Origin of the sequence: Pseudomonas sp. B37(2017) (assembly GCF_002112885.1) — a bacterium.
Classification (GTDB): Bacteria; Pseudomonadota; Gammaproteobacteria; order Pseudomonadales; family Pseudomonadaceae; genus Aquipseudomonas; species Aquipseudomonas paraglycinae.
In genome coordinates this window covers 689,588-703,113 of the sequence record NZ_NEIX01000001.1, presented here as the reverse complement: position 1 = coordinate 703,113, position 13,526 = coordinate 689,588, and the positions used below count along the sequence as shown (strand labels likewise).

Annotated in this window: 11 protein-coding genes; 9 read left to right on the top strand and 2 right to left on the bottom strand. The window is 60.8% G+C overall.

Going from position 1 to position 13,526, the window contains the following annotated elements; all coding sequences use genetic code 11:
* Positions 1-48 precede the first annotated feature (48 nt).
* Positions 49-1,098, top strand: a complete 1,050-nt coding sequence (locus CAF90_RS03265; RefSeq protein WP_085603513.1) for an acyltransferase — start codon at positions 49-51, stop codon at positions 1,096-1,098.
* Positions 1,099-1,207: 109 nt separating this feature from the next.
* Here the strand turns inward: CAF90_RS03265 and CAF90_RS03260 are convergent, their stop codons facing one another.
* On the bottom strand, positions 1,208-2,116 hold the full coding sequence (locus tag CAF90_RS03260) for a helix-turn-helix domain-containing protein (protein WP_085603510.1): 909 nt from the start codon (positions 2,114-2,116) through the stop codon (positions 1,208-1,210).
* A 161-nt stretch (positions 2,117-2,277) separates the two neighbouring features.
* Here CAF90_RS03260 and CAF90_RS03255 point away from each other — a divergent pair, with 161 nt between their 5' ends.
* From CAF90_RS03255 to CAF90_RS03220, 8 genes are all read left to right on the top strand, one after another.
* A complete protein-coding gene (locus CAF90_RS03255; RefSeq protein WP_007951306.1) occupies positions 2,278-3,636 on the top strand; it encodes a glutamine synthetase family protein in 1,359 nt (452 codons plus the stop codon).
* Positions 3,637-3,811: 175 nt separating this feature from the next.
* Positions 3,812-4,900 (top strand): polyamine ABC transporter substrate-binding protein, encoded by a 1,089-nt coding sequence (locus CAF90_RS03250; RefSeq protein ID WP_007951305.1) that lies wholly within the window; start codon positions 3,812-3,814, stop codon positions 4,898-4,900.
* Positions 4,897-6,198 carry an FAD-binding oxidoreductase gene (locus CAF90_RS03245; RefSeq protein ID WP_085603507.1) on the top strand — a complete coding sequence of 434 codons (1,302 nt, stop codon included), beginning with the start codon at positions 4,897-4,899 and terminating at the stop codon, positions 6,196-6,198. Before CAF90_RS03250 ends, CAF90_RS03245 begins: the two co-directional genes overlap by 4 nt.
* Positions 6,199-6,311: 113 nt before the next feature.
* Positions 6,312-7,967, top strand: a complete 1,656-nt coding sequence (locus CAF90_RS03240) for an intermembrane transport protein PqiB (RefSeq protein ID WP_085603504.1) — start codon at positions 6,312-6,314, stop codon at positions 7,965-7,967.
* A gap of 16 nt (positions 7,968-7,983) precedes the next feature.
* Complete coding sequence (locus tag CAF90_RS03235; RefSeq protein WP_085603501.1) at positions 7,984-8,535, top strand: membrane integrity-associated transporter subunit PqiC; 552 nt, start codon at positions 7,984-7,986, stop codon at positions 8,533-8,535.
* Positions 8,536-8,748: 213 nt separating this feature from the next.
* Entirely contained in the window at positions 8,749-9,762 is a 1,014-nt protein-coding gene (locus CAF90_RS03230; protein ID WP_085603498.1) for an iron ABC transporter substrate-binding protein, read from the top strand.
* Between the two features lie 3 nt (positions 9,763-9,765).
* Complete coding sequence (locus CAF90_RS03225) at positions 9,766-11,361, top strand: iron ABC transporter permease (protein WP_085603495.1); 1,596 nt, start codon at positions 9,766-9,768, stop codon at positions 11,359-11,361.
* The gene (locus CAF90_RS03220) at positions 11,358-12,410 is read left to right on the top strand and encodes an ABC transporter ATP-binding protein (RefSeq protein WP_085603492.1); all 1,053 of its coding nucleotides are present in this window, start codon (positions 11,358-11,360) and stop codon (positions 12,408-12,410) included. Before CAF90_RS03225 ends, CAF90_RS03220 begins: the two co-directional genes overlap by 4 nt.
* Here the strand turns inward: CAF90_RS03220 and xerC are convergent, their stop codons facing one another.
* Positions 12,411-13,301, bottom strand: coding sequence for a tyrosine recombinase XerC (gene xerC / locus CAF90_RS03215; protein ID WP_139834466.1), 891 nt, complete (start codon positions 13,299-13,301; stop codon positions 12,411-12,413).
* Positions 13,302-13,526 lie beyond the last annotated feature (225 nt).

Genomic DNA, 13,526 nt, shown 5'->3' with positions numbered 1-13,526 from the left:
ACAGTCCTCAGTTATCGATCCGCGCTGACGAGTCTGGAGCGCCTGTACATGAACAACCGGCGACTGAACGAGCTGGACTTGTTGCGCTTCCTCGCAGCGATCGCCGTGGTGTTTTTTCACTATGCGTTTCGCGGGTATGCGAGGGGCGATATGTCTGTAATGCCCTACCCGCTGCTGGCTGACGTGGCCAAATACGGTTATCTGGGGGTCGAGCTGTTTTTCATGATCAGTGGATTCGTGATCCTGATGACGGCTTCGAGCAACAACCTCAAAGTGTTTTTCATTTCCCGCGTCATCCGCCTTTGCCCGGCATTCTGGGTGTGCTGCACGATCACTTTTCTGGTCACGCTGGCCATTGGGCAGCCAAGATTTTCGGCTGACCTTTATCAATACGTGATCAACATGACATTCCTCGGTGACGTGCTCGGTGTGCCGCCCATAGACGGGGTCTACTGGTCACTGTTCGTCGAAATAAAGTTCTACCTGATGATCGCCATTCTATTGGCTTTCAAGAAGATAGAGAAAATAGAAACGTTCCTTGTACTTTGGCTGCTGGTTTCAGCCACAGCGGAAGTCTTTGCTTTCGAAAAGTTGCGCTCGGTACTGATCACCGACTACGCGGCCTATTTCATCGCTGGCGCTACGTTCTACATCATATGGGACAAGGGTTTTACCAAAGCGCGTATTTCCCTGCTGGCCGCTGCACAGGCATTGGCCAGCTACAACGCGATCACCTGGGCCGAGTCGATCGAACTGAAATATTCGACCGAATACGACGCCTTGATCATCTGCGGTGTCATTGCCCTGTTTTTCATGACGTTTCTTTTTATCGCGACGCACAAAACGTCAGCCATCGGGAAGTTCGACTGGACAGCATTGGGCGCCCTGACTTACCCGCTTTACCTGCTGCATCAAATGATCGGCTTCATGATCTTCAATATGGCTTATCCGGCCATCAATCCACATTTGCTGCTCTGGGGCACCATCGCTTTGATGATAGGTGCGTCCCATGTCATCCATAAAGAAATAGAAACCCCGATGGCCAGATTGATGAAAAGATCGCTTTCATCTTCCTTCAATCGTCTCAGAGTCGATTAATCGGTAGTGCAACAAGCTTGGCAAAATCGGCAGGTGAAAAAGGCGGGAGAGGTTTCGGTGAATACCGAAACCTCTCCCGCCTTTTTTTGTTTGTGGCGAAGAGCGCTCGTCACATGGACGATGAGCGCTTCAATGTTTCGCTCGGCAACTCTTTGAACATTGCCCTGTAACTGCTTGAAAAACGGCCCAAATGCCAGAACGACCAGTTCATCGCGACTTCTGCCACGGTGGTGTCCGCTGGCGAGCGTTTGAGCAACTCCCGCCGCGCACTGTTGAGCCGGCGCAAACGCAGCCAATGACTCGGCGACATCCCCGTGTACGCCTTGAACGTCTGCTGCAACTGCCGCAGGGAAACCCCGGCCACCCGCGACAGTTCCAGCAGATTGAGGGTTTCTTCCGGCGAATCCGCCGCCCACTCCCCTACGCGCTTGAGGGTGATCCGCTCTTCGGCGCGACGCTGCAGACCACCGCCGTCCAGGCACACGCTCGCGTTATCGAGGATGAACAGGCAGTCCTCCAGCAACTGCTGGGTCAGTGCTTCCTTGCTTGGCTGATCAAGGGTTTGCGACAACTTCGTAAGAGTCGAGCTTAACCAGCGACTGAACAATCCGTTCTGCGCGCCATTGAGCGGCGCCATGAACAGACCCTCCAACCTGGCCACGTCCAGACCGTTGCGCTGGACGAAATCCGGGCCGAACACCACGGCGATTTCCTGATAGTTCTCCGGGGTGATCCAGATGTTGCGGCTCTCTTCGTTGAGCAGATAGAGCGCGTTGTCGCTGCGATCGAAACAGAACGCCAGCGAGCCTTCCGGCGCACTGAAATTCTGCTCGACCCGGGTGTTCATCTGTTCTTCGTAAACCTCCACACCCTGCAAATCCAGATAGCGGATCTGCCCGGCGAAATGCCCCGGCGACATCTGCTGGTAATGCTGAACCCAACCCGGCGTGGCGCGGATCTGTTCGGTGACATCGGCGGTGTTGAAAGCTTGAACCTGTAGCGGATTACACGTTGTCATGGGAGACCTTGCGCACTCTTTTGGTGCGCTTTGGTGCTGCTGAAAGTGGATAGATGGAACGTCAAGGCCCGCCCAAGATAGTCGTCAACGCGCCTCAGGGGAAGTCTGCGAAAGATGAAATCGCCTTCCCCCGCGTCAACAAAACCAACGACGAGGTCTTTATGAATGCCCCTTTCGATCAGCTGTTCACGTGGCTGAAAGATCACAAGATTACCGAAGTGGAATGCGTGGTCAGCGACCTGACCGGCATCGCCCGCGGCAAAATTGCACCGACCAACAAGTTCCTGCATGAGCGAGGCATGCGCCTGCCGGAAAGTGTGCTGCTGCAAACGGTAACCGGGGATTTTGTCGACGACGACATCTACTACGACCTGCTCGACCCGGCCGACATCGACATGGTCTGCAAGCCGGTGAGCGATGCGGTGTACGTGATCCCGTGGGCCATCGAGCCGACCGCCATCGTTATCCACGACACCTTCGACAAGTTCGGCAACCCGATCGAACTGTCGCCGCGCAACGTGCTAAAGAAAGTCCTGCAGCTGTACACCGACAAAGGCTGGAAGCCGATCGTGGCGCCGGAAATGGAGTTCTACCTGACCCAGCGTTGCGAAGACCCGGACTTGCCGCTCAAGGCACCGCTGGGCCGTTCCGGTCGCGCCGAAAGCGGTCGTCAGTCGTTTTCCATCGACGCCGCCAACGAATTCGATCCGCTGTTCGAAGACGTCTACGACTGGTGCGAACTGCAAGGCCTGGACCTGGACACGCTGATCCACGAAGACGGTCCGGCGCAGATGGAAATCAACTTCCGCCACGGCGACGCGCTCGATCTGGCCGACCAGATCACCGTGTTCAAACGCACCCTGCGTGAAGCCGCGCTCAAGCACAACGTGACCGCGACCTTCATGGCCAAGCCGATCGGTGACGAGCCCGGCAGCGCGATGCACCTGCATCAGAGCGTGGTCGAGATCGCCAGCGGCCAACCGATTTTCGCCAATGCCGACGGCAGCATGAGCGACCTGTTCCGTCATCACATCGGCGGCCTGCAGAAGTACATCCCGAAAGTGCTGCCGATGTTCGCGCCGAACGTGAACTCGTTCCGCCGCTTCCTGCCGGACACCTCGGCCCCGGTCAACGTCGAATGGGGCGAAGAAAACCGTACCGTCGGCCTGCGGGTGCCGACCTCCGGGCCTGAGGCGATGCGGGTTGAAAACCGTCTGCCCGGCGCCGACGCCAACCCGTACCTGGCCATCGCGGCGAGCCTGCTGTGCGGCTACATCGGCATGGTCGAAGGCATCGAACCGAGCGCCGCCGTCGAAGGCCGGGCTTACGAGCGCCGCAACCTGCGCCTGCCGATCACCATCGAAGAAGCCCTGACCCAGATGGAAGAGTGCGACACCGTCGCGCAATACCTGGGCAGCAAGTTCGTGCGCGGCTACGTCGCGGTGAAACGCGCCGAGCATGAAAACTTCAAGCGCGTGATCAGTTCCTGGGAGCGGGAGTTCCTGTTGCTGAGCGTCTGATTAAAACAACAAAAACCAACCCACGATCTTTCCCACGCTCTGCGTGGGAATGCAGCCCGTGACGCTCCGCGTCACAAAGCGGACGCAGAGCGTCCATTGAGGCATTCCCACGCGGAGCGTGGGAACGATCAGCAAGAGTCGCCTGAAAAATCCAATAATTCGAAGAGGTGTCGATATGCGTCTGTTGAAATCCATGATCCCCGCCGCGCTGGCCCTGGCGTGCAGTGCCGGTGCTCTCGCCCAACCCCAGGTCAGCGTCTACAACTGGACCGATTACATTGGCGAAACCACCCTCGCCGACTTCCAGTCCTCCAGCGGGATCAAGGTGATCTACGACGTCTTCGACTCCAACGAAACCCTTGAAGGCAAACTGCTCGCCGGTCGCACCGGTTACGACGTGGTTGTACCGTCCAACCACTTTCTCGCCCGTCAGGTAAAGGCTGGCGCCTTCCTCAAACTGGACCGCTCGCAGCTGCCGAACTGGAAAAACCTCGACCCGAAACTGCTGGCCCTGCTTGAGAAAAACGACCCGGGCAACGAGCATTCGGTGCCGTACCTGTGGGGCACCAACGGCATCGGTTACAACGTCGACAAGGTCAAGCAAGTGCTGGGCATCGATCACATCGATTCCTGGGCCGTGCTGTTCGAACCGGAAAACCTGAAAAAACTCACCCAGTGCGGTGTGTCGATGATGGACTCGGCCGATGAGGTGTTCCCGGCGATCCTCAACTACATGGGCATGGACCCGCGCAGCGAGAAACCCGAGGACTACAAGAAGGCCGAAGAGAAACTCCTGAGCATCCGGCCGTACATCACCTATTTCCACTCCTCGAAATACGTGTCCGACCTGGCCAACGGCGACATCTGCGTGGCCTTCGGTTATTCCGGCGACGTGTTCCAGGCTGCCAACCGTGCCAAGGAAGCCAAGAACGGCGTGAACATCGCCTACTCGATTCCCAAGGAAGGCGCGAACCTGTGGTTCGACCTGCTGGCGATTCCCGCCGACGCCGGCAATACCAAGGAAGCCCACGCCTTCATCAATTACCTGCTCGATCCGCAAGTGATCGCCAAGGTCAGCGCCTCGGTGGGTTACGCCAACCCGAACCCGGCGGCCAAGCAATACATGGATCCGGAGCTGGTCAACAATCCCGAGGTCTATCCGTCCCAGGAAGTCCTCGACAAGCTCTACATCTCCTCTACCCCGCCCCAGTCGATCATGCGTCTGATGACCCGGTCCTGGAGCAAAGTGAAGTCGAACAAATGAATCAGTACACCCAGGAACACGCCCTCTCCTATTACGCCGCGTCGGCCCGGGCCAGCACACCTTATCCCGAACTGGCGGGCGACCTGATCGCCGATGTCTGCGTGATCGGCGGCGGGTTCACCGGCGTCAACACCGCCATTGAACTGGCACAGCGCGGGCTCTCGGTGATTCTGCTCGAAGCCCGGCGCATTGGCTGGGGCGCCAGCGGGCGCAATGGCGGGCAGTTGATTCGCGGCATCGGCCATGACGTCGAAGGCTTCGCCCGGCATGTCGGCAGTGAAGGCGTGCGCTACCTGCACCGGGCCGGGATCGATTCGGTGGAGCTGGTGCGCCAGCGCATCACCGACAACGCCATCGAGTGCGACCTGCGCTGGGGCTTCTGCGAGCTGGCCAACACCCCGGCGCAGTTCGACGCCTTCAAGACCGAGCAGGAAAGCCTGGCGCAGTTGGGTTACCGCCATGAAACGCGGCTGGTCGCCCCTGAGCTGATTCGTCAGCAAGTGGTGAACGCGGGTGTCTACAAGGGCGGCCTGATCGACATGGGCTCGGGCCACTTGCATCCGCTGGATCTGGTGCAGGGCGAAGCGCGGCTGGCAGCCTCCCTCGGGGTGCGTATTTTCGAACAGAGCCCGGTGCTGGAAATCGTCCACGGCCCGACCGTTCAGGTGCGCACCCAGAGCGGCACCGTGCGCGCCGGCAGTCTGGTGCTCGGCTGCAACGCGCACCTGGACGAACTCGAACAGCAACTCAGCGGCAAGGTCCTGCCCGCCGGCAGTTACATCATCGCCACCGAACCGCTGTCGGCGGAACGCGCCGCCGAACTGATTCCGCAAAATCTGGCGCTGTGCGACCAGAAAGTCGGCCTCGATTACTACCGGCTCTCAGCGGACCGACGCTTGCTGTTCGGCGGCGCCTGCCATTATTCGGGGCGGGATCCGGCCGACATCGCCGCCTACATGCGGCCAAAGATGCTCAAGGTGTTCCCGCAACTGGCGGATGTGCGCATCGACTATCAGTGGGGCGGCAAGATCGGCATCACCGCCAACCGCTTCCCGCAGGTCGGCCGTTTGAAGCAGCACCCGAACGTGTTCTATGCCCAGGGCTATTCCGGCCACGGTCTGAACGTCACCCACTGGTGCGCCAAGCTGCTGGGCGAAGCGATTCATGCCGGTCACAGTCAGGGCATGGACGTGTTCAGCAATGTGCCGCACATGACCTTCCCCGGCGGCCCGGCGCTGCGTTCGCCACTGCTGGCACTGGGCATGTTCTGGTATCGCCTGCGGGAGCTGCTGGGATGACGCGTCGCGGTTAATGCGTCCTGCACATTTGCTCTATCGCGAAGCACTTCTATATTGATGAAGTGCTTTTGCGTTCCTGACGCTCAGTGCCCAACACACCCTGGAGGTCATGGATGGAGTCGTCAGCCGCCGATCAACCGCGAGCGCCGGGCCAGGCGCCGGTCAAGACCCGGCGTTTCAGCATCTCGCTGGTGTGGATCGTGCCGATCATTGCGGTGCTGGTGGGCATCTCGCTGGTGGTGCACAACCTGATGCAGGAAGGCCCCAGCATCGTCGTCACCTTCAAGACCGGCAGCGGCCTGACCGCCAACAAGACCGAAGTCAAATACCGCAACGTGGTCATCGGCCAGGTCACGGACGTCGAGCTGAGCGACGACCAGAAAAGCGTCAACGCCACGATCAAACTGGCCAAGCAGGCCGAAACCTTTACCCGCGAAGACTCACAGTTCTGGGTCGTCCGTCCGCGCATCGGTGCGGGCGGAGTCTCGGGCATCGACACGTTGCTGTCCGGTGACTACATCGGCGCCGACATCGGTCAGTCCAACTCGCGCGCAAAACACTTCAAAGGCCTGGAGAACCCGCCGCCGATCACCTACGGCGAGCCGGGAAAACGCTTCAACCTGCACGCTTCGGACCTCGGTTCGCTGGACATCGGCTCGCCGGTCTATTACCGCAAGATCCCGGTGGGACAAGTGGTGGCCTACGCGCTGGACGCCGATGGCAAAGGGGTGAACATCGAGGTGTTCATCCACGCGCCAAACGACGCCTACGTCACCGAAAACACCCGGTTCTGGAACGCCAGCGGCATTGACGTCAACGTCGGTGCCAACGGTTTTGCGGTGAAAACCGAATCGTTGTCGACCTTGCTGGTCGGCGGCATCGCCTTCCGCGCGCCGGAGTACAGCCCCAACGACGTTGCCGCCGCCGAAGAAAGGACTTACGACCTGTTTGAGGACCAGCAAACCGCCCTCGCCCCGCCCAACGGCAAGGCGCAGTACCTGAGCCTGCGTTTCGATCAGGCGTTGCGCGGGCTGAAAGTCGATGCGCCGGTGGAATTCCTCGGCATGGAAATCGGCCGGGTGGTCAGCGTCAACCTGGACTTCGATGCGAAAAAACGCAGCTTCCCGCTCAACGTCGGCATCGTGATCTACCCGCAACGCCTCGGCCAGGCTCACGTCAAGATGCTCAAGGTACTCGAGCACAATCCGGAGGACGAAGCCGCCGCCGTGCGCCTGATCGGCACCTTTATCGACAACGGCCTGCGCGCCCAGGCCCGCAGCGGCAACCTGCTGACCGGCCAGTTGTACATCGCGCTGGACTTCTACCCGAAAGCCGAGAAAGTCGCGTTTGATCCAACGGCTCGCCCGATCAGTATTCCAACGATTCCCGGCAGCCTCGAACAGTTGCAGGAAAAACTCGAAGCGATGATCGACAAGCTCAACAAGCTGCCGGTGGAACGGATTGCCGGCAACCTCGACAGCAACCTCGTGGAATTGCGCAAAGGCCTGACCCAGTTCAACGCCAAGACCCTGCCCGGCGTGCAGAACACCCTCGCCGACGTGAGCAAGACCCTGCAATCGGCCAGTTCGACCCTGGCCGAAGACTCGCCGCAACGCGAACAACTGACCGAGACCCTCGACGAACTCGGGCGCATGTCCCGTTCGTTGCGTGAGCTGTCCGATTATCTGGGCCGTCATCCGGAATCGTTGATTCGCGGCCGCCCCGACAACGCCCCGCCGCTGGACCTCAAAGGGCCGCCGCGCAACTGAGCACAGGAGCTGTCCCATGGCTTTAAAGCTGAAGTTCACCGTGCTCGCGATCGGCCTGCTGCTGGGCGCCTGCAAAAGCGCCCCGATCAGCTTTCACACCCTGACCCCGACGCAACCGATGGCCGGCCGCGCCGGTTCGGAAATCGCCATCGAAGGCATCAGCGTGCCGCCGCAGGTCGACCGGCCGCAGATCGTCATCCGCCAAGGCAACAGCGGCCTGGCGATCCTCGAGACCGAATGGTGGGGCGCGAGCCTCAGTGATGAATTGCGCAGCGCACTGGTGGATCAACTGAGTAATGCCGGCGGCCCGCGCAAAACCTCGGTGCGCATCGATGTGCAACGCTTCGATTCGATTCCCGGGCAATACGGGCTGATCGACGTCAAATGGCGCCTGCGCCAGGCCAACACCGGGGACGACGCCCTGATCGCCTGCCGTTCGCTGCTGCAAACCCCGTCCGGGCCGACCATCGACGATCTGGTGGTCGCCCAGCAGAACAACGTCAAGCGCCTGGCTGCGTTGATCAGTCAGGCCTCCACCGGCTCACGCGGCTGCCCACCCTCCTCCTGATCCCTCCTCCAATCGGCATGACGTACGGCCGCCGTGCAAGCGGCCAGACGCTGCTAATCTGAATGGCAATGACATTTATTAACGATTTCTTTGACGTATTTTTCTCGTTTGCCACCCTACATTGCCGCGACTCTATTTTTGCAAAGCATTCGCATTTGAATCCCCTGCGGGTGCTCGCAAACCATAACGTCTAAAAACAGGAGCTGCCCCGCCATGAGTCCATCCGTTCCGTCCTTTCTGAAACAGGCCGCGCTGGCGACCGCGCTGCTCGCTGCCGGGCAGGCGTTTGCCGCCGATTCCGTCGGCCTGGTGGTCTACAACGCCCAGCACGAAACCCTGACCAAGGCCTGGGTCGCCGGCTTCACCGAGGAAACCGGGATACCGGTCACGGTGCGCAACGGCGATGACACGGAGATGGGCAACCAGATCGTGCAGGAAGGTGCGGCGTCGCCGGCGGATGTGTTCCTGACAGAAAACTCCCCGGCCATGGTGCTGGTGGACAACGCCAAGCTGTTCGCGCCCGTGGCTCCGGCGACACTTGAGCAAGTCGACGCTGCGTATCGCCCGGCCCACGGCCAATGGGTCGGTATCGCCGCGCGCTCCACGGTGTTTGTCTACAACCCGGCCAAATTGCCGGAAAAAGACCTGCCCAAATCCCTGATGGATCTGGCGAGCCCGGCCTGGAAAGGTCGCTGGGCCGCGTCGCCGGCCGGTGCGGATTTCCAGGCCATCGTCGCCGCCGTGCTGGAGCAGAAAGGCGAAGCCGCCACCCTCGAATGGCTCAAGGGCATGAAAGCCAATTTCACCGCTTACCGTGGCAACAGCTCGGTGCTCAAAGCAGTGAACGCCGGGCAAGTCGACAGCGGCGTGATCTACCACTACTACGCGTTCGTCGATCAGGCCAAGACCGGTGAAAACAGCAAGAACACCGCCCTGCACTACTTCAAGCATCAGGATCCGGGTGCGTTCGTGAGCATTTCCGGCGGTGGCGTGCTGGCTTCCAGCAAACACCAGGAAGACGCGCAGAAATTCCTCCAGTACATCACCAACAAGCAGGGCCAGGAAGTGCTGCGCACCGGCAAATCCTTTGAATACGCGGTGGGCAAGGACGCTGCTTCCAACCCCAAACTGGTGCCGTTGAAGGATCTGGACGCGCCGAAAGTCGATGCATCGAAGCTCGACAGCAAGAAAGCCGTCGAACTGATGACCCAGGCAGGACTGCTGTAATTGATGCCTGAACCGCTGCCTGCAGAGATCGCCGCGGCGCCCTCCGCCCATGTGTCACGCCGGACCCGCGCCCTCAATGGGCGCGGGAGTCCGTGGGTGGTCGTGCTGGCCATCGGGGTTTCGCTGCTGTCGTTGGTGCCGATCGGCTTCGTGATCGGCGTGTCGTGGTACACCGGCTGGGCGACCATCGAAGCCTTGGTCTTCCGCCCTCGGGTCGCCGAGCTGCTGATCAACACCGTGTTGCTGGTGCTGATCACACTGCCGATCTGCATCGTGCTCGGCACCACTCTGGCGTGGCTGACCGAGCGCACCGACCTGCCTGGGCGAAGGCTGTGGTCACTGCTGGCCGTCGCGCCGCTGGCAGTGCCGGCGTTCGTGCACAGCTACGCGTGGGTCAGCCTGATTCCGTCGATCAATGGATTGCCGGCCGGGGTGCTGGTATCGGTGATCGCCTATTTTCCGTTCCTCTATCTGCCGATTGCGGCGACGTTGCGTCGTCTCGATCCGGCGATTGAAGACGTCGCCGAATCCCTCGGCCTCAAGCCATGGGCGGTGTTTTTCCGGGTGGTGTTGCCGCAACTGCGCCTGGCGATTTGCGGCGGTGCGCTGCTGGTCGGTCTACATCTGCTGGCCGAATATGGCCTGTACGCGATGATCCGCTTCGACACCTTTACCACGGCGATTTTCGACCAGTTCAAATCGACCTTCAACGGCCCCGCCGCCAATATGCTCGCCAGCGTTCTGGCGCTGTGTTGCCTGGCGATGCTGGTGGTGGAATCCGGCGCCCGTGGTCATGCGCGGTACGCCCGCGTCGGCTCCGGCAGCGCTCGTGAGCAACGCACCGTGCGCCTGCAACGACGCACCGCCGCGCTGGGTTTATGCCTGCAAGGCCTGACCTGCCTGCTGGCCCTCGGCGTGCCGTTGCTGACCCTCGGCAAATGGCTGATCGCCGGTGGCGCCGAAGTCTGGCAAGGCAATGAACTGCTGCCGGCGTTGCTGCAAACACTGTCGTTCGGCGTGGCCGGCGCACTGTTGACCAGCCTCGCGGCGATCCCGATTGCCTGGCTGTCGATCCGCGCTCCCGGCAAGCTGCAACGCCTGCTCGAAGGCTGCAACTACATCACCAGCGCTTTGCCGGGAATCGTGGTTGCCCTTGCGCTGGTCACCGTGACCATCCACTTCGCCCGACCGATCTACCAGACCACGATCACCGTGCTGCTGGCCTACCTGCTGATGTTTCTGCCCCGGGCGCTGGTCAGCCTGCGCGCAGGCTTTGCACAGGCGCCGGTGGAACTGGAAAACATCGCGCAAAGCCTCGGTCGCTCGCCGTTGCGCGCCCTGTGGCTGATCACCTTGCGTCTGGCGGCGCCCGGTGCGGCGGCGGGCGCGGCGCTGGTGTTTCTGGCGATCACCAATGAACTGACCGCGACCCTGCTGCTCGCGCCCAACGGCACGCGCACCCTGGCCACCGGTTTCTGGGCCATGACCAGCGAAATCGACTATGCCGCCGCAGCGCCTTATGCACTGCTGATGGTGCTGCTGTCGCTGCCGCTCACGGCCATCCTCTATCACCAATCCAGGCGCAGTGCCGGCCGATGAACGCTCTCGACATCATTTCCTTAAGCAAATCCTTTGGCGCGCAAACGGCGCTGGACAACATCTGCCTGTCCGTTCCGACCGGAAGCCGCACAGTGATTGTCGGCCCGTCCGGCTCCGGCAAGACCACCCTGTTGCGGATGATCGCCGGGTTCGAATTCCCCGATGCCGGCAGCCTGACGCTGAACGGCCAGACCCTGGTCGACAGCACCCACGCTGTGCCCGCCTATCAGCGGCAGATCGGTTACGTGCCGCAGGACGGCGCGCTGTTTCCGCACATGACCGTGGCCGACAACATCGGCTTCGGGCTGGCGGAAACCGGCAGTACCCGAACCGAGCGCATTCAGGCGCTGATGGACAGCGTCGCCCTGAACGCCGACATGGCCGCGCGCTGGCCCCACGAACTGTCCGGCGGTCAACAGCAGCGAGTGTCACTCGCCCGGGCACTGGCCCAGCGGCCGCGCCTGATGCTGCTCGACGAGCCCTTTTCCGCCCTCGACACCGGCCTACGCGGCGCCATGCGCAAAATGGTCGCGCGCCTGCTGGAAGATGCCGGCGTGACCACGATTCTGGTGACCCACGATCAGGGCGAAGCACTGTCGTTCGCCGACCAGTTGGCCGTCATGCGTGATGGGCGGCTGGTGCAGTCGGGGCATCCGATGGACCTCTATCGCTACCCCGATGACGAGCAGACCGCGCGTTTTCTCGGCGAAGCCGTGGTCATGCCCGCCCGGATCGAAGCCGGTTGGGCCCATTGCGACCTGGGCCGGGTGGCGGTCAACACCAACGGTTTTTCCGGCGCGGCGCAGATCATGTTGCGGCCCGAACAACTGCAACTGTCAGAAATCCCCGCCGACCCGGACGGCTGTCACGCGGTGGTTACTGATCGGGACTTTGGCGGCAACGTCTGCACCCTGACGGTGGAACTTCGCTCCCAGGCCAGCCCCGGTCGCTCACTGCTGGTGCGCAGTTCGGGCATGCACGCGCCACCGGCCGGCAGCGCCGTGCAGTTGTCCATTCTGGGAGCGGCCCACGTCTTTGCAACACCCTGACTACAGGTCGAAGCGATCCACCGCGCGGCGCCGCTCGTTGTCGTCGCGCACGTCGTAATTGGCGGTCGTCTGGATGTTGCTGTGATGGGCCAGCTTCTGGGCGATCGACAGGTCATGCTCTTCGATCACCCGGGTGATGAACGAACGCCGGAAATCATGGGGCATGATCTTCACTCCGACCTGGGTGCCGCGCTGACGGGCGATGTAATAGATCGCGTGCTTGGTAATGCGCTCGCGGGTGATGTGGCTGCCACGGCGAATGCGGTTGAACAGAAACGCGTCGTCGCTTTCGCCTTCCTTGAGTTCCGAACGACGAAACTCCAGCCAGGCATTCAGTTTGGCGAACGCCCAGGCCGGCGCGTACTTGATCAGCTGTTTGTTGCCCTTGGCGGTGACACAGAGACTGCGCTCTGTGAAGTCGACCTGATTCAGGTCCAGATCCACCGATTCCGACTTGCGCATGCCGGTGCCGTACAACAGCGCAATCACCGCTGCATCACGCAAACCTTGTGGTCGCGGATCGGCCGCGCAGACTTCCATCAATTCATGAATCAGCGTGCGCTTCAGATTGCGCCCCTGAGACAGTCGCGTGCCGGCAATGCCTTTGACCGAGCGCATCTTCAATAGATGTTCCTGGCTGATAAGACTCATGCGCCAGGCTTCATTCATCACACCGCGAATTGCGTTTACATAAAGCGAAGACGTATTCGGCGCGTAATTGTCGGCGCGCAATGCGGCGACTAACGCAACGACATCTTCCGGTTGCAGCGCGTGCCAAGGAATTTCTTCAACGTTCATGTCTTCGAAGCCGAGACGGTCGGCGGCATCTTGTAAAACGTAACGCATGGTGAGCTGGCTGGAGGGAGCCAAACGCGCCAGATACACGGTCATCGGGTTGGTTTTCACGGTGTCGGGGGATGCAACGGGTAAGTCAATCAAACGTCGGGCCTTGAGTAAAAGCAGTTCAACACAGCAACTAACAACTGCAACATTCTTAATATAAGGGGAACACTTCCGTAGGACTTTTCTACTAAAAACCGCGATAAACGGTAGAAGTCTGAACAGTGGCTGTATGGGTTTCAGATAAACGATTCGCCGACCGGTTTTTCATGTTCC